This is a genomic window from Microvirga yunnanensis, from assembly GCF_025460875.1.
On record NZ_JAMXFI010000076.1, the window covers coordinates 1 to 20,285 of the forward strand.

At 63.6% G+C, this 20,285-nt stretch carries 17 protein-coding genes and 1 pseudogene; 9 read left to right on the forward strand and 9 right to left on the reverse strand.

Features of this window, described 5'->3' with window-relative positions; genetic code table 11:
- The 3 genes from NF876_RS28545 to NF876_RS28555 all read right to left on the reverse strand — a co-directional run.
- Nucleotides 1-127 (reverse strand): phage integrase N-terminal SAM-like domain-containing protein (locus NF876_RS28545; protein ID WP_262269165.1); only part of this gene is annotated, 127 nt, incomplete at its 3' end.
- Nucleotides 128-347: 220 nt separating this feature from the next.
- Entirely contained in the window at nt 348-2,774 is a 2,427-nt protein-coding gene (locus tag NF876_RS28550) for an AI-2E family transporter (protein ID WP_262271736.1), read from the reverse strand.
- Nucleotides 2,775-3,270: 496 nt separating this feature from the next.
- Nucleotides 3,271-4,311 carry an IS110 family RNA-guided transposase gene (locus NF876_RS28555; RefSeq protein WP_262271737.1) on the reverse strand — a complete coding sequence of 347 codons (1,041 nt, stop codon included), beginning with the start codon at nt 4,309-4,311 and terminating at the stop codon, nt 3,271-3,273.
- Between the two features lie 97 nt (nt 4,312-4,408).
- Here NF876_RS28555 and NF876_RS28560 point away from each other — a divergent pair, with 97 nt between their 5' ends.
- Nucleotides 4,409-4,606, forward strand: coding sequence for an MliC family protein (locus NF876_RS28560; protein ID WP_262271738.1), 198 nt, complete (start codon nt 4,409-4,411; stop codon nt 4,604-4,606).
- A 122-nt stretch (nt 4,607-4,728) separates the two neighbouring features.
- On the opposite strand, the gene NF876_RS28565 is transcribed toward NF876_RS28560, so the two are convergent.
- A complete protein-coding gene (locus tag NF876_RS28565; protein ID WP_262271739.1) occupies nt 4,729-5,622 on the reverse strand; it encodes a LysR family transcriptional regulator in 894 nt (297 codons plus the stop codon).
- 87 nt (nt 5,623-5,709) lie between these two features.
- Here NF876_RS28565 and NF876_RS28570 point away from each other — a divergent pair, with 87 nt between their 5' ends.
- The 4 genes from NF876_RS28570 to NF876_RS28585 are packed head-to-tail and all read left to right on the forward strand — an operon-like array spanning nt 5,710 to nt 10,487.
- Nucleotides 5,710-7,056, forward strand: coding sequence for an acyclic terpene utilization AtuA family protein (locus NF876_RS28570; protein ID WP_262271740.1), 1,347 nt, complete (start codon nt 5,710-5,712; stop codon nt 7,054-7,056).
- A 1-nt stretch (nt 7,057) separates the two neighbouring features.
- Nucleotides 7,058-7,405: an AtuA-related protein gene (locus NF876_RS28575; RefSeq protein ID WP_262271741.1), complete on the forward strand. Its 348-nt coding sequence runs from the start codon at nt 7,058-7,060 to the stop codon at nt 7,403-7,405.
- A gap of 23 nt (nt 7,406-7,428) precedes the next feature.
- Nucleotides 7,429-8,397 (forward strand): Bug family tripartite tricarboxylate transporter substrate binding protein, encoded by a 969-nt coding sequence (locus NF876_RS28580; RefSeq protein WP_262271742.1) that lies wholly within the window; start codon nt 7,429-7,431, stop codon nt 8,395-8,397.
- Between the two features lie 38 nt (nt 8,398-8,435).
- A complete protein-coding gene (locus NF876_RS28585) occupies nt 8,436-10,487 on the forward strand; it encodes a 3-hydroxybutyrate oligomer hydrolase family protein (protein WP_262271743.1) in 2,052 nt (683 codons plus the stop codon).
- 145 nt (nt 10,488-10,632) lie between these two features.
- Here the strand turns inward: NF876_RS28585 and NF876_RS28590 are convergent, their stop codons facing one another.
- Nucleotides 10,633-12,426, reverse strand: a complete 1,794-nt coding sequence (locus tag NF876_RS28590) for a recombinase family protein (protein WP_262271744.1) — start codon at nt 12,424-12,426, stop codon at nt 10,633-10,635.
- A 422-nt stretch (nt 12,427-12,848) separates the two neighbouring features.
- Between NF876_RS28590 and NF876_RS28595 the strand changes: the two genes are divergently transcribed.
- Nucleotides 12,849-14,924: a recombinase family protein gene (locus NF876_RS28595; protein WP_262271745.1), complete on the forward strand. Its 2,076-nt coding sequence runs from the start codon at nt 12,849-12,851 to the stop codon at nt 14,922-14,924.
- Here NF876_RS28595 and NF876_RS28600 read toward each other — a convergent pair.
- Nucleotides 14,912-15,307, reverse strand: coding sequence for a recombinase family protein (locus tag NF876_RS28600; RefSeq protein ID WP_262271746.1), 396 nt, complete (start codon nt 15,305-15,307; stop codon nt 14,912-14,914). The two genes, NF876_RS28595 and NF876_RS28600, sit on opposite strands and share 13 nt — an antisense overlap.
- 180 nt (nt 15,308-15,487) lie before the next feature.
- On the opposite strand from NF876_RS28600, the gene NF876_RS28605 reads away from it, so the two are divergent.
- Entirely contained in the window at nt 15,488-15,709 is a 222-nt protein-coding gene (locus NF876_RS28605) for a hypothetical protein (protein WP_262271747.1), read from the forward strand.
- Between the two features lie 58 nt (nt 15,710-15,767).
- Here the strand turns inward: NF876_RS28605 and NF876_RS28610 are convergent.
- A pseudogene (locus tag NF876_RS28610) lies at nt 15,768-16,343 on the reverse strand (ATP-binding protein); the annotation flags it as partial.
- Nucleotides 16,333-17,832, reverse strand: a complete 1,500-nt coding sequence (gene istA, locus NF876_RS28615) for an IS21 family transposase (protein ID WP_262271748.1) — start codon at nt 17,830-17,832, stop codon at nt 16,333-16,335. The pseudogene NF876_RS28610 and the gene istA, both read right to left, overlap by 11 nt.
- A gap of 26 nt (nt 17,833-17,858) precedes the next feature.
- Here istA and NF876_RS28620 point away from each other — a divergent pair, with 26 nt between their 5' ends.
- Together NF876_RS28620 and NF876_RS28625 are read left to right on the forward strand one after the other, a co-directional pair.
- Nucleotides 17,859-18,155 (forward strand): sensor histidine kinase, encoded by a 297-nt coding sequence (locus NF876_RS28620; protein ID WP_262271749.1) that lies wholly within the window; start codon nt 17,859-17,861, stop codon nt 18,153-18,155.
- A 405-nt stretch (nt 18,156-18,560) separates the two neighbouring features.
- Complete coding sequence (locus tag NF876_RS28625; protein ID WP_262271750.1) at nt 18,561-18,767, forward strand: hypothetical protein; 207 nt, start codon at nt 18,561-18,563, stop codon at nt 18,765-18,767.
- 497 nt (nt 18,768-19,264) lie between these two features.
- On the opposite strand, the gene NF876_RS28630 is transcribed toward NF876_RS28625, so the two are convergent.
- Nucleotides 19,265-20,263: a phasin family protein gene (locus NF876_RS28630; protein ID WP_262271751.1), complete on the reverse strand. Its 999-nt coding sequence runs from the start codon at nt 20,261-20,263 to the stop codon at nt 19,265-19,267.
- Nucleotides 20,264-20,285: the final 22 nt, after the last annotated feature.

Below are 20,285 nucleotides of genomic sequence, written 5' to 3' on the forward strand. Positions count from 1 at the left end.
CGCCAAGGAAGGCGCTGAAGCGGCGGATGGCGCGGATGTAAGCATCCTGGGTGCGTGGGGCGAAATGGCGGATCGTCATGTCGTCGATCAGGCGCTGACGGAGAGGGCTGACGGACGCGTGGGTCATCGGAGGCTCCTGTCCTGAGGGGGGGGAGGAAACCTCTCCATTCTCAGGCCGGACACGTCCCAGCGTGACCTCTATGATCGTTCCAGACGCCGACAGAGCCGGCAGAGCCTACCGCGGTAGCGGTTTAGTCCTTTGACCCGATCCGGACATTACGCCTCATCGTAAGTTTGTCCTCCGTAGCGCGGAGTGTCTGTCGTGTGGGCCCCGTCAGAGGGGTGTCTCACTTCGTGCCTGCAACCGTAACGAGGTCGGCTTGGGGCCTGCCCATATGTTCCGCAGAGCGACGCTCGATCTGACTCATCAGCTCGTCGGCCATGACCTGGAGGCGCCGGCAATCCGGCTCCTGGAACTCGCGGGGCCGCGTGTCGATGACGCACAGGGTGCCGATCACCAGCCCCGCCGAAGTCCGTAGCGGAGCCCCGGCATAGAAGCGGATGCCCTTCTCCAGCACGAGCGGATCGTCGGCAAAGCGAGGATCCTCCGTGACGTCCTTGGACACCAGCACCTCGTTCGCAGTGATCACGTGCGCGTCGAGCGATTCCTCGTGAGCAGCCCGCTGCGTGACCTGAGTTTCCTGGGGCAGGCTTGCCCCGTCCGGCTGGGGATGCTGCACCTCGTCCACGAAGGAAACAAGGGCAATCGGGACGTCGAACGCCTGCGCGACTTTCCTGGACACCTCATCGAACTGACGGCTCTTTGCCGAGGCCAAACCCAGGTCATGCAGCGCCGCAATCTGGGCCTGCTCGGTATCAGGAAGGACCGGCCGCGCTTCACCGGGCAATGCAGGGAGGTGGACCCACGCATTCACCTGGTCGACACATATGTCGAGTGAGACGAAGATCGCATCGGCCGCCATCTGCCTCTTGAGGTCTTCCGTTTGCCCCGTCCCGGGCGCCAGGTTCCAGCAGCAGACGATGAGCTTCAGGTGAGGTGCTCGGCGGCGCAGGCGACGGCAGATGTAGCGGGCATAAACCTGCGGCTGCGGATGCAGGTAGGATAGGCACACCACATCCACGCCTTTGAGATCGAGCTGCCCCAAGGCCCCCTGACTGACGGCGATCGGCGGGAGAACCCGAGCGCCGATGCCCCGTTCCTCGAGCACCTGCGCCATCATCTCGGCCGCCGCGCGATCGAGTTCCGTGCGTCCTGCCAGGCAGAGGACCAGCGAGGGCCGTTCTTCTCGTACGGACGGTGCGCGATCCTCATCCGGAGCTACTTCGTCAGGGGAGGCGGCGTTCTCTCGGACATGGTCCTCAACCTCGCGCACGACACAGATCGCCGTGTCGGCGACGAGCCGTCGGTAGTTGGTGTCGGTGGTGCTGCGTTGGCGGTCGTTCTCGGCCAGACGAAGCGACGGGATGGCCACGTTGTCATAGAACTCCCGCGAGGAGTGCTCGTCGACATAGTCCTCGGCCATCTCCACAGCCTCCTCCAGGTTGCCGGCCAGCAGGCGTTGGTAGAGGCGCTCTTCCGGCGCAAGCACCGGGTCGCTGCCGAGGAGAACGCCGAGAAACTCGAGCTGCGGCACATAGCGTCCAATCACAACGAGGCAGACCGTAAGAGGCGTTGCGAGGAACAGCCCGACTGGACCCCACAGGCTGGTCCAGAAGATTGCTGCCATGATGATGGCCAGTGACGACAACCCGGTGCTGGAACCATAGAGCCACGGCTCGATGACGTTGTTGCTGATGAGTTCGGCCACTAGGAACAGGCCGACAACCCAGAACAGCATCGTCCAGCCGGGATCGACCGCGATAGCAAGGGCGACCGGAAATAGAGCGGCCAGGAAGGGACCGAGGTAAGGGATGAACCGCAGCACCGCCGCCAGCAGGCCCCATAGCAGAGCATTCGGCACGCCGATGAAGTAAAGGGCGATGCCGATCGGGATCCCGTAGGTCAGGTTCACCACGAGCTGCATTAGCAAATAGCGGCTGACCCGGGCTGCGGCATCGTTGATGGCCTGGGTGCTCTTCTGGAGATCGCCTGCTCCCGCCAGTTTGATGAAGCGGTCGCGCAGGTCCTCCCGCTCGAGCAGCACGAAGATCACGAAGATCACCACTAGGCCGGCCGTGGCTAGTGGCGCGAGCAGGGGGCCGACAACTGTCTGGATGATCTCGAGAGGCTTGGCCTGCGGCGCTTCCAGCCGCACGGTGACTGGCTCCTGCGCGGTACCGTTGCCGAGCCGGGCCCCGGGTGTCTGCGCCGGAACATTGTCAGGAGGCTTTTCGCCGGAGATCTGCTTGCCGACATCCTGGATGGTCGTCGTGACCTTGTCTACGATCCCTCCCCCGGGAGCGGAGGCCTGCAAAGAGCGGATCTTGTCGGTGATGGTGATCTGGTAGGTTGGGAGATTGTCGGCAAGCTGAACGAGCTGGCGCCCGACCACAAAGGCGATGCCTGCGATCAGGATGAAGGCAAGCGTCACGGCCACGAGAACCGCTGCAATTCGCGGCAGCTTCCAGCGTCTGAGCCAATTGACCAGCGGCGTCAGGGCGAAACTCAGGAGGATGGCTAGCGCGAAGGGAACGAACAGATCGCGGCCGAAGTAGAGTCCTGCGATCGCCAGAACGATGCCGCCGGCGGTCAGGATGGGGGACCCCGCAGGCCGGAGGGCTGACGGGGGTGGTGCCGGAGCCGGGTCGGCCATCGTGTGGTACCTTCGGTTCAGGTTGCTCGCAAGACAACCCGATACCGCTGCGTTTGATCCGATCAATGGTTCCCGCTTCACGCTGGAATTTCCCCTGAAGGGGTCCTCCTTCCCGGCCGCTTAAGATGGGGATTGGACGGCGCATGCTGAGGAAAGGTCCGCTCCTGATGGCACGAGGCAGACGAGAGCCGAACTTCCGTAGACATAAGGCAAGCTGGCCTTCATAAGGCGAAGCCCAACGGCTCAATTTGACCCTGGCTGTTCTCTAATTCCGGGTTTGGGGTCAAGCTCTCTGTGCACATCCTTGCCGGGTCCAGGGTTCTCTCCGCGGTAAGGACAGGCCTTCCGCATGATGGCGTCAGATGACGCTGGCGGATCAATGTGTGAAGCGCGCTTTGCCTGGAAGGGCCTCGCAAAGCCTGGGGCGATCTCACCAACGCCAACGTCCCGGCAGGGACCTTGCTTCCCGCGGGTAGGCGGGAAACGGGTTAAACTTTCATGCTGCTTGTTGGTCGGTCTCCTGTGATGACCAGCGGAAGTCCGTGCCATCCATCCACATCCGGTGCAGAATGCCGGCAAGCTTGCGTGCCACTGCAACCCTGGCTTTGCGCAGCCCGGTGCGCTTGGCCAGCCTGAGACCCCAGGCCTTCAGCCCCGACCACTTGGCCACCCGGGTGAGCAGCACGTTGGCGGCCTCGTAGAGGTAGCTGCGCAGCATCGCGTCGCCGCATTTCGAGATCCGGCCGGTCCAGTCGGTCTCGCCGGAGGCGTAGCCTCGTGCCGTCAGGCCCGCATAAGCTCTGACGCTCCTCGACCGCTCGAAGCGGGTGGGATCATCGATCGTTGCCAGGAAGCACAGTGCCGTAATGGCACCGACACCGGGGACTGTCATGAACCGCTGCACCTGAGCACTTCTGCGGGCCAGGCGCAGTACCTCGCTATCAAGATCCGCAATCTCCTGCTCGACAGCCGCACGCGCCCTGAGAAGCGGCAGGGCTGCGGCGGCGAGCTCCGGCCTGTCCTCGAGCAGTTCGGCCGCACGCCTGGCAAACACGTTCATCTTGGCCCGGCCGATCACCTGCCCGAGGTTCTTCAGGAGCCCGCGGATCTGGTTCTCCAGATCGCGCTTGAGCTTGACCAGCAGAGCGCGGCTGGCGAGGAGGGCCTTGATGGCGTGACTGCCGCGGTCTTTGACGTGCACCTGCTTGTACCATCCACATTGCATGATGCGGGCAATCCCGGCCGCATCATTGCGGTCGTTCTTGTTGATCTGCATCTTCAAAGCTGCCTTGGCATGTCGGGCATCGATGCAGATGACCGGCAATCCCAGCACGTTCAGCTCGTTCCAGAGCCACGTCGCCGTCGCTCCGGTCTCCAGTCCCACCCGGGCCACATGCGGCGCATGGGATTGAACGAAGCCCGCGATGGCCGCCGGGTCGGAAGGGACCATGCCTTCGCGCACGATCTTGCCCGTTTGATCGACAATGCAGATTGCCGTCAGCTTCAGCGAGACGTCCAGTCCGACATAGTGCTCCATGGCTACCCTCCTCACGGTCAGGGCCCTGGCGTGGGCCTCGTCGATCTTAGGAGCTGATTCCCAGAGCCAGGTTATGGCGCGGCCCCGGAATTACCCCATGTTCTCTCCCCCAAGCACCGCACCGGGATCAGTGAAGCTCGTCTATGCCGGATCCTCAGCTGAGACGACGCTCCCACAGACCCGCTCTGCGGACGGAGGCCGGTATATGCAGGGCGACGTCGAGTTCTGGATCAAAGGGAAGGGGGCCACTCTGACCCGAGCGGGTATAGCGACAACATGCAGAACCAGCAGCTAGGCTATGCCTTCCAACTAGCCTGCTGAAGGTCTGAGAGTGCGCGGTGAGCGGACCATTACAAAGCTACGCTTGAAGGCTGCCTCGGACACACTGGAGACTTCCTGCAGAGCGGGATCATCGGCTCAGACGCGCTGTAGAGCTTGGATCATGCTGCGGGCAAAGCTTTCGCTGGCCGGCGGAAGCGTCCGCTCCGCTTTCTTGATGAGCGAAATTTCTCGGGTGAACCCTGGGTCGTCGATTGAGCGCGAGCGTAAGGTCCGCTCCGCCCGAACCTCCATGGCAGATCCAGGCAGGATGGCAGCCCCCAAGCCTGCTCGCACCATTCCCACTGCCGTCGACATATACGTAGCCTCCGCGGCGACGAAGGGTGCATGACCAGCCGCAACGAATGCCGCGTCCACGACAGCCCGCACGCTTGTCGCTGGATGCATCAGGATGAGCGGGTGCTGAGTGAGGGCCTCCACATCGATCTGCCGCTTGTCTCCGAATGGATGACCGACCGGGTAGACGACGTGCATATGATCTTGTGTCGTGTGCAGCACTTCGAACTCGGGATCTACAGTGCGCCCACCCGTCAGCCCAAGATCGACCTGCTCCTCACGCACTTGAGCGATCACGGCGCTGGCGATCACATCGTGAATGACAAATGAGATCTTCGGGTGTTCTTCGCGGAAGCGGGCAATAATCTCCGGAAGGACGCCTGAGGCAAACGAGGGCAGGGCGGCAAGACGCACGATCCCGTGCCGTTGTGCTGCCACATCCCGAGCTTCGGCGACCACTGCATCAAGGTCACGCACGATACGCTGCAACGCTGGAATAAGCTCCCGGCCCATTCGGGTGAGGGAAACTGTGCGGGTGTTGCGGTCGAACAGACGCACGCCCAACGCGTCCTCCAGATTTCGGATTTGAACTGTGAGTGCAGGCTGCGACAGGTTCAGGAGGCCTGCGGCTCGGGTGAAGCTGCCAAGCTGGGCAACCGTGACGAAGGCGCGGATCTGGCGGAGATCAGGATTCATAAATCAAGTCTATTACTGTGATCCAATAATTTCAATTGTGTGATCACCGAACCGAACCTCTAATGCACCTGAGAGCTGGAGAGGCCCATGAAACAGATCAGGATCGGCGCCGGCGCGGGCTATTCCGGCGACAGAATCGAGCCAGCCGTTGAGCTCGCCGAGCAGGGCGATCTTCAGTATCTGGTATTTGAGTGCCTTGCCGAGCGCACGATCGCGCTAGCCCAGCAGGCCAAGCTCAAGGACCCGGCTCTCGGCTACGACCCTCTCCTGCCTGAGCGCTTCCGCGCGGTCCTTCCGCTCTGCCATGCCAAGGGCATCAAGATCATCACCAACATGGGAGCGGCTAACCCCAATGCCGCAGCCGAGCGAGCGCGGGTAGTCGCTCAGGAGCTTGGCCTCACTGGCCTCACAATCGCGGCGGTCACAGGTGATGACGTCCTGTCCCAACTGTCCAACGGCGACTTCCGCGTTGAGGAATCTGGAGTAGCGGTTGCGGATCTTGGAAACCGCGTCGTATCAGCGAATGCCTATATTGGGGCTCAGTCCATCGCCGAGGCGCTAGCCAAGGGCGCAGACATCGTCATCACTGGCCGGGCTGCCGACCCCTCACTCTTCGTCGGCCCTCTGATCCATGAATTCGGCTGGACCTTGGACGACTGGCATCGGCTCGGCCAAGCCACATTGATTGGGCATCTTCTCGAATGTGCCGGGCAGGTGACGGGCGGATACTTCGCCGATCCAGGCTACAAGGATGTTCCCGACCTTGCCCGCCTCGGATTTCCCATCGGCGAGGTCCGCGAGGACGGGTCCGTTGTCATCACGAAGGTGCCGGGCTCGGGCGGTCAGGTCACGCCCGCCACCTGCAAGGAGCAGATTTTCTATGAGATCCACGATCCGGCACGATACCTCACTCCGGACGTGATTGCTGATTTCTCGCGCGTCACCGTCGAGGAGATCGGGCCTGACCGGGTCCGCATCCAGGGCGCCTCTGGCAGCCCGAGGCCAGAGACCCTGAAAGTATCTATCGGAACCATTGAGGGTTTCGTGGGCGAGGGGCAGATCTCCTATGCTGGACCTGGTGCCCGCGCACGTGGGGAGCTCGCGCTCGACATCATCAGGGAGCGCCTGAGGCTCACGGGTGTCAGCACCTCCGAGCTGCGCTTCGATCTCATCGGCGTCAACTCGCTGCACGGCGATAGGCTGTCGGGGAACGGCAGCCGCCATGAGCCCTATGAAGTCCGTGTGCGTGTCGTGGGGCGGACTGAGAGCCTGGAGGAGGCGGTGCGGATCGGCAACGAGGTCGAGACCCTCTACACCAACGGGCCCGCCGGCGGGGGTGGTGTGACGAAGACGGCTCGCGAGGTCGTGGGCATCCTTTCCACGTACATTCCGCGCGATCTGGTCCAGCCTGCTGTGCATTACGTGGAGTGCTGAGATGAAGCTCCGTCAGATCGCTCACTCCCGTACCGGCGACAAGGGCAACACGTCCAGCATCTCGGTCATCGCCTACGATGAGCGGAACTACCCACTGTTGCTACGGCACGTCACGCCTGAGCGCGTCAAAGCTCATTTCGGTGACCTCGTGGCCGGTGAGGTGATCCGTTACGAGATCCCAAGCCTCGGCGCCCTGAACTTCGTCCTGCGCCAAGCGCTCAGTGGTGGCGTGACCCGCTCGCTGGTGCTCGATACCCACGGCAAGAGCCTGAGCTCCGCCCTGCTCGATCTTGAGCTTCCCGACGATGCCCACACCCATGAAGCGCCAGCCCAAGGCGACGTCATTTGACCGAGATTTTGGAGGAGACAACCATGAGAGTGAAGACCTGGACTGCTGCCCTGACCCTTGCCGGAACCATGCTGGCTGCCTTGCCTGCCGCGGCACAGACTTATCCGACCCGTACCATCAAGTTCATCGTGCCGTTCGCCGCCGGCAGCGCCACGGATGCGCTCGCCCGTATCGTGGGTGAACATGCCTCCAAGACATTGGGCCAGTCGATCATCGTCGAGAACATGGCCGGGGCGAACGGCAACCTGGCCGCCCAGAACGTGGCCCGGGCTGAGCCAGACGGGCACACCGTACTGATCACCACAAATACGACGCATGGGGCCAACCAGAGCCTGATGAAGAACGTACCGTACGATGCCATCAACAGCTTCGAGCCGGTGACGAAACTCGGCACCATCACGCTGGCCTTGATCACGAACCCATCGGTGCCGGCCAAGAACGTGCAAGAGCTCATCGCCTATGCAAAGGGGAACCCTGGCAAGCTTACCTTCGGCTGGGGCTCCAGCTCATCCCGCATCGCAGGTGAGATGCTGAAATCCCTGGGCGGTGTCGACATTCAGGGTGTGCCGTACCGCAGCAATCCGCAGGCCATCACCGACCTGCTCGGCGGGCAGATCAACATCGTCTTCGCCGATATTTCGACCACGCTGCCGCAGGTGAGGGCCGGCAAGGTCACGGGATTTGCGGTCTCGACCGCCAAGCGCAGCACGCTGGCTCCCGAACTGCCAACCATGGAAGAGGCTGGCGTGAAGGGGTACGATCTTGCCGCCTGGTTTGCTGCCTTCTTGCCGGCCAAGACGCCCAAGTCGGTCGTCGACAAGCTGCGCGAGGCACTTGTGGCCGCCGTCAACGACAAGACGACCCAGGAAAAGCTGCTCACGGCTGGCATCGAGGCAGAGACCAGCACGCCAGAGGAACTGAAGGCATTCGTCGGCACCGAGATCAAGAAGTGGGCCGACATCGTCAAGGCGGCCGGCATTCAGCCGGAATAACGATCCCTGTCGACAACATGAACCAACGGGAGGATGAGATGAAGCGCAGTGCCTTTCGGTTCCTCACGACCGTTACGTGGCTTGGAGCAGCCTCATTCGGAGCGCTGGCCGAAACACCAAGCGAAGCCAGCAAGCCCGACTGGCTCCGGTCCGTGCAGAGAACTGGGCTCGACGGACAGTCCAATGATCTCGCGACGGCAGGTCTCGGTGTTGCCGGCATGACCGACAAAGCGCCGGCGCCGGGATATGCGGACAAATTTCACCCGACCGCGGCCGAGTTGAGACGCGCGGCCTTGTTCTCTCGTGGTTCGTCCGCAGAAGGCTTTGGGCGACTCTATGGGCCGAACGTCGATCCGCGTAGCGGTGCGTCTCTCCCGGATGACGGCAAGATTGCCGGCGCGGAGTATCTCGCCTATGCGGATAATAGCGACGGCCGCCAGAATGTAGCGATGCTCTTGCAAGTGCCGGCCTCCTTCCGGGCTGATCGGCCTTGCATCCTTGCCGTCCCTGTCAACGGCTCCGCGAGCTTGTACCGCGACATCGTTGATTTCGGGTACTGGGGCCTGCGGCGGGACTGCGCTGTCGTGTACACCGATAAGGGCCTTGGCAATGGCGTGCACGACCTGGACTCCGACACGGTCAATCGCCTCGATGGCACCCGCGTCAGCGCAGCCGAGGCTGGGCGGGAGACGCATTTCAGGGCTGACTTGGACGAGAGCAAACGTCAGGAACTCCTGAGGGCGTTTCCCAACCGCATCGCCTTCAAGCATGCCCACTCGAAACAGAACCCTGAGGCTGGTTGGGGACGGGATGTCGTGCGGGCGATCCAGTTTGCCTTCTACCAGCTCAACCAGGATGCCCGCGGCTCAGGCGGCGGTCCTTACCTGACCCGTGACAATACGCTGGTGATCGCCACCGGCACCTCCAATGGCGGTGGGGCGGCTCTGTATGGCGGTGAATACGACAGGGAGGGCTGGATTGACGGCATCGTGGCCGCCGAACCTCAGGTTCAGGTGCAGCCTAACGATGCGGTGATGGTCGAGCGCGGGAGCACCAAACGGCTAGGTACGGGCCGGACGCTCCTCGACTACTTCACGACAGCGATCCTGTATCAGCCCTGTGCGGCTGTGGCGACACCCGATGCGCCTCGGCGCGAGAAGCTCGCATTCGCCGAGAATCGGTGTCAGTCACTGAAGGACAAAGGATTGCTCTCGGCCGAGACAACAGAATCCCAGGGTAAGGAGGCACTCGCAAAGCTGCGGGACTATGGCTGGGAGCCTGAGTCTGACATCCTGCATGCCTCCCACTACGACATCGCGCCAGATGCCACGGCCGCCAAGTATGCAAGCGACCATGGTCGCTTTGGCGTTGAGGACCGGATCTGTGGCCTTAGCTATGCCGCCGCCGACAAGGACGGCCGTCCGATGCCGATCCCCGCAGACGTGCTGGCGACCATCTTCGCAACGGCGCCTGGCGGTGCTCCGGTGGGACCAGTCGACATCATCAACGATCTTGATCCCGCCGGCCCACGGCGCAGCGCCGTTTCCGCGTCTGCCTCCACCGGACGTCAGGACTACAACCTGGATGGAGCGCTCTGCCTTCGGGAACTCGCGACCGGCCAGTCAGCCAGTGCGAAACGGGTCCAGGAAGGCAACCGGGAGTTCCTCGCATCCGGCGATCTTCACGGCAAGCCGACTATCGTCGTGCATGGCCGTGCGGACGCGCGTGTCCCGGTCGGCTTTACGTCCCGCCCCTATCTTGGCCTCAACAGCCTTGTGGAAGGTGAGCGGAGCCGGTTGCGCTACGTCGAGGTGGCCAACGCGCAGCATTTCGGTGCTTCCGAGCCGGGCTATGACACCCGATATGTGCGGCTGACCATCTATCACCTGCGTGCGTTAGAGCAGATGTACGCTCACCTGACACAAGGGACACCTCTGCCGGACCATCAGGTTGTGCGTCCCACGCCGAGGGGTGGACAGCCAGGACAGGCGCCGGCGCTTGACGCCACGAACATCGCTTCCATGGTCGAGAGACCGTCACAGGCCGATCAGATCCACGTTGAGCGCGGCCGGGTGACCATCCCCGATTAGTGGATGACGCGGGGGTGGCATCGCTCCCGCGTTCGTTTGTGTGAGTCCATTCGCTGAAGCCGAGGTTGGTGGTGATGACGACGCTGGTGCGCTCGTAGAGCTTGTTAGATCGTCATTCATGATGATGCTTCCTCTTCTGGTCACGTCAAACCGCCGCCATGGGTAAGCGTTGCAGGTGCCACTCCCAAACTTGGCCATGCGGCACCCGGAAGGCGCGATAGTCTCCATCCCGAACCTTCGCCCAAAGCGCATCCCGCGACAAATGCTCGGCCGCCATCACATGGGCGAAGCGCGGCAGACGGGGGCCGATCGGGCTCGTGCCATCGAGGCGAGCGAGATCGTCTCCGCTCAAGCGAACCCAGACCCGCGATGCCGTCTGATGTTGATCGAAGTCCAACACCCCGTGGCGCACCCACACATGCAACAAGGAGGGCGAGACGCCAAGCCGCTGCGCGGCGGCCCTGGCTGGCATCAAGCCATCCGCACGCTGGACAGCCCCTTGCGTTTGCAGAGGGCATGACGTGGGAATGCCGTGCTGCTTGCGCATCGAATGAACCCGGGCATAGGTCCACGTCTTGCCAGTCCGCGTGCGCAATCCTTCAGTGTTCAGCCGCATCGCGATCTGGTGGTCAGGGTATTTCTCGGCCAGAACCCGCAGACGCGCGAGCACCTCGGGCTCGGTGCAAGCATGCCACCCCAAGGGCGGACAGCGCACCTCGTGCCGGCTTGTCGCTCCACCGCTCCAAACAATGACGACCTCCGCCCGGCGGTGCGGGGGATCAACGGACAGGACGACCTCTGACATGACCAAGCGCAGCAAGCGCTTGCGGTCCACAGCTGTGGTCGTGTCGGCGTGCCAGAGGCCAGGCAGATCTCCGGCCAGATGCTGAACGGCTTGTTGCTCGGCCGCATCCAGAGGCAGCAATTCCGTCCGCCGGATGACGGCGTAGTCCTGCTCCAGTTGCTCAAGCGTTTCCAAAGCCGCATTCCACCGCGTCTCGAGCGTTCGAGCGACCAGGCGGTTCTCGGGCTCGATGGCATCGTACTGCCGCTGAGCGCGCTGCACCTCGTAGCGGGCGCGCTCAAGCCTGAGCTGCCACTGCCGGTCGAGGGCCTGACGCTCGCGTTCGAGCACGGCGAGCGCCTCTAAGGTCGTGGCAAGGGCTGCCGGCTTGACCGCCTCCAGAAAAGCCTCTCCTGCCGCTTGGTCGAGATGCGCGACCGGGAAGGCCTGACAGAGCGAGGCCCCATAATCAAGCTGCGCGCGCCGGCATTCATAGCGCAGATGCCGGCTGCCATGGCTGACGCTCATCCGCCGGCCGCACCGGCCGCAGATCACGAGGCCTTGCAGCAGAGCGCGTCCCTCGCGCGCAGCGCCGTGCCGTTTGGCGGCGAAGTTGTAGAGGTTGTCCTGCAGGGAGCGCCGGTTCAGCAGGTACTGATCGTAACTGAGATAGGCCGGGTAAGCGCCCGGGATGACGATCTCCCACTCATCCATGGGGCGGCGTCGGGTGGTCACGACAGGCGGATCGCCGGGGCTCATCTCCTGCTTGCGGCGCCCGTAGACGAAGACCCCGGCGTAAACCGGGCTGGTCAGAACCTGCTGGATCATCTGGTAGGTGGGCCGGACCCAGACGATGCGGCCGGCATCGGCGCCCTGCTGGACCAACCGCGGCATTTTAAGGCCGAGATCCGCCAGGTGGCGCTGAACCGCGCGCCCATTGCGCAGCAGGGCGAAGCGCTCGAAGATCCGGATCAGCACGGCCCGGACCTCGTCGTCGGGATCGAGCACGACGGTGCCGTCCCCCAGCCGCCGATAACCGACCGGCAGGCGCAAGGCCAGCTCGCCGCGCCGGGCCTTGTTGAGCAGATTGCCCCGCATCCTGGCATGCAGGATATGCAATTCGGCGGCAAACAGGGTGCCTTTGACGCCCAACAACAGTCTGTCATTCGGATCCTGCGGGCAGTACGACCCCATATCTTGATACCCTGCGACCGTCTCCAGACAGGCCTGCCGAACTGCAGGACGTCACGGTCACGGATCCCGGCCACCCGCTGTACGGACGCCGCTTTGTCCTGGTCTCTGCCCCACGGTCCCGGCGCACCGGGAGCCATGTGCGCGTGGCCTATGGCGACGACACCGTCTTGCGGATCCCGGTTTCAGCCACAAACCTGAGCCCACCCTCATGCCGTCAACCGGTGACCAAACTCACCCTTGAGGCGATCCGCGATCTGATTCGCCTCGCAACCGAGGGTGAATCGCCATGCCCGTCGAGCCCCACCGCGTCTGGCCAGGCCTCTGTGCCGACTGCCGCCGCGGCATCCTCAATGACCTCGTCGCCCTCCTGTCGGAGATGAGCCATGATGTCCGAACTCGTGACCCCGCGGCATCTCAGCCGCAAAGCGGTGATCTACATCCGCCAGTCCAGTCCGCAGCAGGTGCTGACCCATCAGGAAAGTCTGCACCTGCAGTATGCGCTGCGCCAGCGCGCCGGTGATCTCGGCTGGAGCGACAGCGCCATCGACATCATCGACCGGGATCTCGGCCTGAGCGGCGCGTCGGCCGATCACCGCGTCGGCTTCAAGGACCTGATCGCCCGGGTCACCCTGGGCGAAGTCGGCCTCGTGCTGTCCTATGACGTCACCCGGCTCGCCCGCAACTGCTCCGACTGGTATCCGCTGCTGGATCTGTGCGGCTATCGCGGCTGTCTCATCGCCGATCGGGACGGGATCTATGACCCGGGTTCGCCCAATGGGCGCCTGCTCCTGGGCCTCAAGGGAACGATCTCGGAGGTCGAATTGCACACGTTGCGCGGGCGCCTCACGGCGGGCCTGTTGAGCAAAGCCCAGCGCGGCGAGTTGGCATTGTTGCTCCCGACGGGCTTGACGCGCGATGCCAGCGGCACGGTGACCAAGGATCCGGATCTCGAAGTGCAGGGCCGGATTGGTCTGGTGTTCGCCACCTTTCTGGAATGCGGATCCATCACCAAGGTCGTGCGCACTTTCCAGGGCCGGGGCCTCAGCCTGCCACGGCGAACCGTCCCGGATGAGGTGAGCTGGCGCGTGCCGACCGCCAACGCCCTGTACACGATCTTGACCAACCCAGCATACGCAGGGGCTTTCGTCTACGGGCGCACGCGCACCAGCCGACCACCCGGCGGACACTGCCAGACGACAGCGGTGCCGATGGCCGAGTGGACAATCGTGGTGAAGGATCGCTATCCGGCCTACATTGACTGGCACGGGTTCGAGCGGATCCAGGCCATGCTGCACGACAACTATGCCGAATACACCCGCAAGGCGACCCGCGGCGCCCCGCGCAACGGGCCGGCTCTCCTGCAAGGGATGGTATGGTGCGGGGCGTGTGGTCATAAGCTCCGGGTCCAGTACAAGGGCGGCACCCGCTACATCTGCAACGCCCTGCACCGCAGCCAGAATGCCCCGGTCTGCCAGCACCTGCCGGCGGATCCGATCGATGCGCGGGTGGTCGCCGCGTTCTTCGAGGCGGTGGCGCCGGCCGAGTTGGAGGCCTGGGAGCAGACGGAGACGGCCCGGCAGCAGGCAGCGGCGGCCCTTGACCGGGCCGAGGCCCAGCAGGTCGAGCGGCTGCGCTATCAGGCGGCCCTGGCCCAGCGCCAGTTCAATCGGGTCGATCCTGATCACCGGCTGGTCGCGGCTGAGCTGGAGCGGCGCTGGGAACTGGCCTTGCGCGATCTGCGGCAAGCCGAAGAAGCCCTGTCCCGACGCCGGCATGCGGTGGCTGAGCCGTCCGTTTTGACGTCCGACGAGCGAGCGGCGTTTCTGGCGCTTGCCCCCCGTGTGCCGGATCTCTGGCAGCAGCCGGGAGTGACCTGGACCCAGCGGAAGGCGCTGTTGCGCTGCCTGATCGACAAGGTGGTGCTGTGCCGTCAAGGGCGCGACCGTGTCGCCGTTCGGATCGTCTGGCGCGGCGGCGAGATAACGGAATTGTCCATCGACATTGCCGTCCACGCGGTCTCATCGCTGAGCCGCGGCGCCGAGATGGAGACCAGGGTGGTCGATCTGACCCGCGCTGGCCTCGACGATGACACCATCGCAGCCCTGTTGGTGAAGGAGGGATTTCGGTCCGCTCGGTGCGCCACGCTGTCGGCGAACGCCGTCAAGGTGATCCGGTTGCGCCATCGGGTCCTGCGAGCGCCCTGGCTGTCGTGCCCACGCACGGTTCCGGGCTGCTGGACAGTGGCGCAGCTCGCGCGCGCGCTCGCCGTCTCGCCGCACTGGATCCATCGCCGCATCCGCAATGGAACCATTGTCGTGGCGCGCCATCCAGACACCGGCCGCTGGCTCTTTCCCAAGACTGACGCCACACTGATCCAGCTCCAAAAGCTCAAAGCCGGGCAGGTTCATCGCCTCGACTTCGACAGCTACACAGACGAACAGGGGCATCAACATGCGTGATCGTACACGCCGTCCTCGTCGGCAATCAAGGTGCGGAAGACGGCACACAGTTCAATGACGCGATGCCAGTCACTGTTGCGGCGCGACAGGCGTGAGACCTCTGTCACCAGAATGATGCCGACCTCTCCCAGGCCGATCGCGGCGACCAGGCGTTGAAAGCCCGTCCGCAGGTGACTGCTGGCGCCAGACAGCCCCAGGTCCTCGTCAATGACTTCGACCTGAGGGGCGGCCCAGCCCATCTGGCGGGCCCGCTCAGCCAGCTGATATTGCCGCCGGGTGCTCTCCTGGTGGTTCTGGACCTGGCGCGGCGTCGACTGCCGGATGTAGACGATGGCGCGTCGCGTCAGGTGACGAGGTTCGATTTTGGGGGAGATCGCGGTCATGGCACGGCTTTCCTTGCGCGTGCGCGTGTCCCGGCGCGAGGCGAAGCTGGCGCTGCACAAGGTCGGTCCAGAGAGCCACCATGTGCTGCCGGATCTCGGGCTGGAGGGTGCTCCACACCTGGAGGGGTGGGGTCTGACGGTGCGGGCGCATGGCGGGCCTCGGGGGCAGGAAACGGCGCATTGCGTAAACCAGCGACCAAGCGGGCCAGCGCCCGGAGACTGCCGGGGGTGGAAGGGGAGAGCCGGAGCGGCCGCACCGGGCAGCGGTGCCGCCGCCTCCACGTGGTGCGCCGGCAGAACCTGCCGCCCGCCATCGGGACCTTCAATGACCAGCTGCGGTTCACCGTTGTGGCGCTTGCGCCGTACAACGCGGACCAGTTGGCCAAACAGGGGGTGGTGTGAGGCCGTAATCCGAACCCGTTCGACCAGACGGGGATCCAACCCATCAGTTTGGTGGTCGTTGTCCCAAGAGATGGAAGAGCAGTGCACCACCCGATGCGCTGAACGGCAGGTAGCCCAGTTCGTCCAGGATCACGAGATCAAGCCGGGTCAGGCCCTCCGCGATCTGGCCCGCTTTACCCTTGGTTTTTTCCTGCTCGAGGGCATTGACGAGTTCGATGGTGGAGAAGAAGCGGACCTTTCGCCGGTGATGCTCGATCGCCTGGATCCCGAGAGCGGTCGCGACATGGGTCTTACCGGTGCCGGGGCCGCCGATCAGCACGACGTTCTGGGCGCCATCCATGAAGTCACCGCGATGCAATTGCCGCACCGTGGCCTCGTTGATCTCGCTGGAGGCGAAGTCGAAGCCGGAAAGGTCCTTGTAAGCGGGGAAGCGGGCGGCCTTCATGTGATAGGCGATGGAGCGCACTTCGCGTTCGGCCAGTTCGGCTTTCAGCAGCTGGGACAGGATCGGCACGGCCGCTTCAAAGGCCGGCGCCCCCTGGTCGATCAGATCGGTCGCGGCTTGGGCCATGCCGTGCATCTTCAGGCTGCGCAGCATGATGACGATGGCAGCACTGGCGGGATCATGACGCATGGCGGCCTCCCGCGATCTGGGCCCGCAGGCTGTCATAGCGTTCGACATCGGCCGTTGGCTCGCGGCGCAGGATCAGCGCCTGCGGTGTGTCGATGCCGGGGCCGCCGCTCGTCTTGCCGTCGATCAGCCTGTGCAGCAGATTCAGCACATGGGTCTTGGTCGCGACGCCCTCGGCCAGAGCCATTTCCACAGCAACCAGCACGGCCTGTTCATCGTGATGCAGGACCAACGCCAAGATGTCGACCATCTCGCGATCGCCGCCGGGACGTCGCAGCGTCTGGTCCTGCAACTGCCGAAAGGCCAGAGGCAGTTCCGCGAAGGGCGCACCGTTCCTGAGGGCCCCGGGCTTGCGCTGGATGACGGCCAGATAATGCCGCCAGTCATAGATCGTGCGTGGCGGCAGGTGATGGGACCGCTGGCTCACCCGCTCGTGTTCGCACAGGATCTGCCCCTCGGCGGCAACCACCAGCCGATCCGGGTAGACCCTCAGGCTGACGGGCCGGTTGGCGAAGGACGCCGGCACGCTGTAGCGATTGCGTTCGAAGCTGATCAGGCAGGTGGGCGAGACACGCTTGCTCCGCTCGACAAAGCCGTCGAAGGCAGGCGGCAGCGGCATCAAGGCGGCCTGCTCTTCGACCCAGGCGTCAGCGACGGTTCCGGGCAGAACCCCGTGCGGGATCTCGCGCCACAACTCCAGGCAGCGCCGTTCCAGCCAGGCGTTCAGCGCCGCCAGATCAGGAAAGTTCGGCATCGGCTGCCACAGGCGAGGACGGGCATCCTGGACGTTCTTCTCGACCTGCCCCTTCTCCCATCCTGACGCGGGATTGCAGAACTCCGGCTCGAAGACATAGTGGTTCGTCATGGCGAGGAAGCGGATGTTGACCTGCCGCTCCTTGCCGCGGCCGACGCGGTCAACCGCCGTCTTCATGTTGTCATAGATGCCGCGCCCCGGCACGCCACCGAAGACGCAGAACCCGTGCCAATGAGCGTCGAACAGCATCTCGTGGGTCTGCAACGGATAGGCCCGGAGCAGAAAGGCCCGGCTGTGTGCCAGCTTGATATGGGCGACCTGAAGCTTTGCGCGCTCTCCACCCAGGACAGCGTAGTCCTCGCTCCAGTCGAACTGGAACGCCTCGCCCGGGCGAAAGGCCAGAGGGACGAAGGTGCCGCGCCCCGTTGTCTGTTGCTCGCGCTGCCGATCCACCCGCCATTCCCGGGCAAAGGCAGCGACCCGGCCGTAGGAGCCGGTAAAGCCGAGCGCCACAAGGTCGGCATGGAATTGCTTCAGCGTCCGGCGCTGCTTGCGTGACTTGCCGGCTTCCGTCTTCAGCCACGCCGCCAGCCTCTCGGCAAACGGATCGAGCTTGCTCGGCCGCTCAGGCGTGGCGAATCTCGGCTCGATCGTGCCGGCGTTCAGATACTTCTTGATGGTGTTGCGCGACAGGCCGGTCCGCCGTGCGATCTCCCGGATCGGCAGCTTCTCCCGCAACGCCGAAGGCGGCCGAGACCTTCGGCTTGGCGATCCATGAGCTGGCGGTGAATGCGGTCAAGTATGGAGCGCTGTCGAGTCCGGAGGGCCACGTGACCGTGGTCTGGCATGTGGAGGACCGGGATGGCGCCCAGTGCCTGAGGATTGAGTGGACCGAGACCGGCATACCGGTGATCGCACATGCGCCCCGGCGCAGTGGCTTCGGGACCGAGCTTCTGACGCAGACCGTGCCGTACCAGCTTAGGGGAACATCAACGCTGACGTTCAAGCCAGGCGGGCTGCAATGCATCATCGAGCTCCCGGCCAAGGGGGTGTTGCAGTAGCACGAGCCGGCGGATTGGTACCGGCGTGCCTTGTGCCGCAACCTTCGCTACCTCTGCGCCCTATGTCTGGTTCGGCTGTGATCCAAACAGCCAACAGGAACGGCAGCTAATGGCACTCGTGCGACGAAAGACCTTGTTCCCCTTTGGCGGCTGAGAGCCGACGCTCATTGGTTCGTCGCGACGTGAAAAGTTGACCCAGAGCTGCCTTTCGCTCGTCGGGATCATTGGCCTTGACCGCGACACGATCTCCAGGATCGCTCTGGTGTCCGTAACTTACGCGCACGATCGGCGGCTGAAGAACCGTTTGGGATCCGCCGTTCAATCAAACCCCAAAAATTAACTTGGTATGTAGCGGAGCCCTGAAAATGCCCGCAGACTGGCTCGGGCATCAACAGGGTGACACCCATGCCGCGCTACTTCTTTCACCATCGCATCGGCGACCGGATGATGTGGGACGCGGTGGGTTGCGAGTTGCCGGACTTGGGCATGGCACCTGACCCGGACCGGGCGGTGACGCTGTGGATGGACATGATTGAAGGGCGGCTCCAGCTGGACCGGATCCTGGTGATCATGGACGAAGTCGGCAAGGTGCTGTTTGTCACCGCCAGATGATTGTTTTTGTGAAAGTCGGGATTTGACCTGCCAGACACTGTCAGATCGACCCCCTACAGGCGTGATAGATGCAGCATTTCGTCCCGGCCTGAAAACCCGAAAGCTTGGGCCGGACAGGCGGTCAAGCACCAGAGGCGCGCAGCGGTGCGCCGGAGGCGCAGGGCTTGACGGCATGGCCGGAACGCAAGCGATCTATCATTGGCCGGGATGAACTCGATCGGCCACTATCCGTCAAATCAAGTCCAGGATTCTAAGACATTCGTGGCTTCAATTTCCACAAACATCTTCAGTCTGACCAGTTCACGTAAGGCTTGTCTCAGAGCGCCCGTTCGATGGGCATCTTTACACCTCGCTCTGACTTGCTCAATCTGCTCTCCGAATGCACACTTGGTCAAAAGCGAAAAGGCTTACAAGGCACCTGAGCGAAAGCTGCCTCCCGGCCGATTGGAATGCCCCCGGCTTAGGGCCGAGAGCATTCCGTCTGAGACTATCACTGCTCAGGCTGCGCGATTGAACCGCTGAGCAGTTCTCTCCGCCTGAACGGTCACGGTTTTGGTGGCCTGGTCGGTCATCTGGAGCGTGAGCTCGGCGACACGCCGGCTGTTCTCCACCGTCTGCACCAGGTTGTCACGCAGCAGCGAACTCTGCACTTCGAGGAAGTCGCTCATCGTGCGGCAGCGGGCCAGAGCCTGCAAGCCGTCGAGGTTGCGTTGCAGTCGCTGCTGGCTGCGGGTGACCACCTCACGCGACACCTCCTGGAGCCCCTGTGCCAAGGCCGTGCTGGACTGGGCCACGGCGCGCAGGTTGTGCGCGGCCTCCTCGGTCAGTCCTTGAGCCTCGCCCTCAGCAGGACGTCCCATCATCGGCAGGGCCTGCGCTGTTGAGCGGCGGGCTAACTCCGAGAAGGCACTGAAGCTGTTGGAGACCGCGTCTTGCATGGTCTGAGCCATGGTCTGGGCGCTTTCGACACCAGCCTTCATGGTGTCAGCCACGTCCTCCGTCACCCGCTGCACGGATTCCGCCTGCTCACGCGTCCGTCGGGTGTCAGCTCGTTTGGTCTCGTCGATGTTGGCCATCTCATCCTCCACTGTCTCGGCTATGGCGTTGGCTTCCTCGTCGCTCAGCACCTTGAGCACGGCGGGAAGCAGTTCCTTCCGGCCATCACGGATGTGCTGCTGGAAGGCGCGTCTGAGCTCGGTCACCCTCTCAGTGAACTCAGCACCAATTTTCGGCATCCTCTCCAGCTCGCCTAGGAGCGCAGCCGTCTCCTGGTTGTCAGTGATGGCCTCCCGTGCGAGATCCTGCATCCCGTACCGGGTCAGCACAGGAAACAAGTGCTCCTCCTGCAAGGAGGCTAGAAGCTCCAGCTCTTCCTTCAGGTCGGCCAAGAGCCGCTCCCGGGTTTTGACCGCATTGTCGGACGTGGCAAGCAGTTTCTCGAAGAGCTCGTTCGCCTTGTCCGGCGGGGCGTGGCTGAATCGTCTGGTGATCGTCATTGTTCCTCACAAACTGTCGTAA

Coding starts and splice junctions, on each gene's coding strand:
- NF876_RS28550 (WP_262271736.1), bottom strand. CDS start 2,774: ATGGCCGACCCGGCTCCGGCACCACCCCCGTCAGCCCTCCGGCCTGCG.
- NF876_RS28555 (WP_262271737.1), bottom strand. CDS start 4,311: ATGGAGCACTATGTCGGACTGGACGTCTCGCTGAAGCTGACGGCAATC.
- NF876_RS28560 (WP_262271738.1), top strand. CDS start 4,409: ATGTTCTCTCCCCCAAGCACCGCACCGGGATCAGTGAAGCTCGTCTAT.
- NF876_RS28565 (WP_262271739.1), bottom strand. CDS start 5,622: ATGAATCCTGATCTCCGCCAGATCCGCGCCTTCGTCACGGTTGCCCAG.
- NF876_RS28570 (WP_262271740.1), top strand. CDS start 5,710: ATGAAACAGATCAGGATCGGCGCCGGCGCGGGCTATTCCGGCGACAGA.
- NF876_RS28575 (WP_262271741.1), top strand. CDS start 7,058: ATGAAGCTCCGTCAGATCGCTCACTCCCGTACCGGCGACAAGGGCAAC.
- NF876_RS28580 (WP_262271742.1), top strand. CDS start 7,429: ATGAGAGTGAAGACCTGGACTGCTGCCCTGACCCTTGCCGGAACCATG.
- NF876_RS28585 (WP_262271743.1), top strand. CDS start 8,436: ATGAAGCGCAGTGCCTTTCGGTTCCTCACGACCGTTACGTGGCTTGGA.
- NF876_RS28595 (WP_262271745.1), top strand. CDS start 12,849: ATGATGTCCGAACTCGTGACCCCGCGGCATCTCAGCCGCAAAGCGGTG.
- NF876_RS28600 (WP_262271746.1), bottom strand. CDS start 15,307: ATGACCGCGATCTCCCCCAAAATCGAACCTCGTCACCTGACGCGACGC.
- NF876_RS28625 (WP_262271750.1), top strand. CDS start 18,561: ATGCCGCGCTACTTCTTTCACCATCGCATCGGCGACCGGATGATGTGG.
- NF876_RS28630 (WP_262271751.1), bottom strand. CDS start 20,263: ATGACGATCACCAGACGATTCAGCCACGCCCCGCCGGACAAGGCGAAC.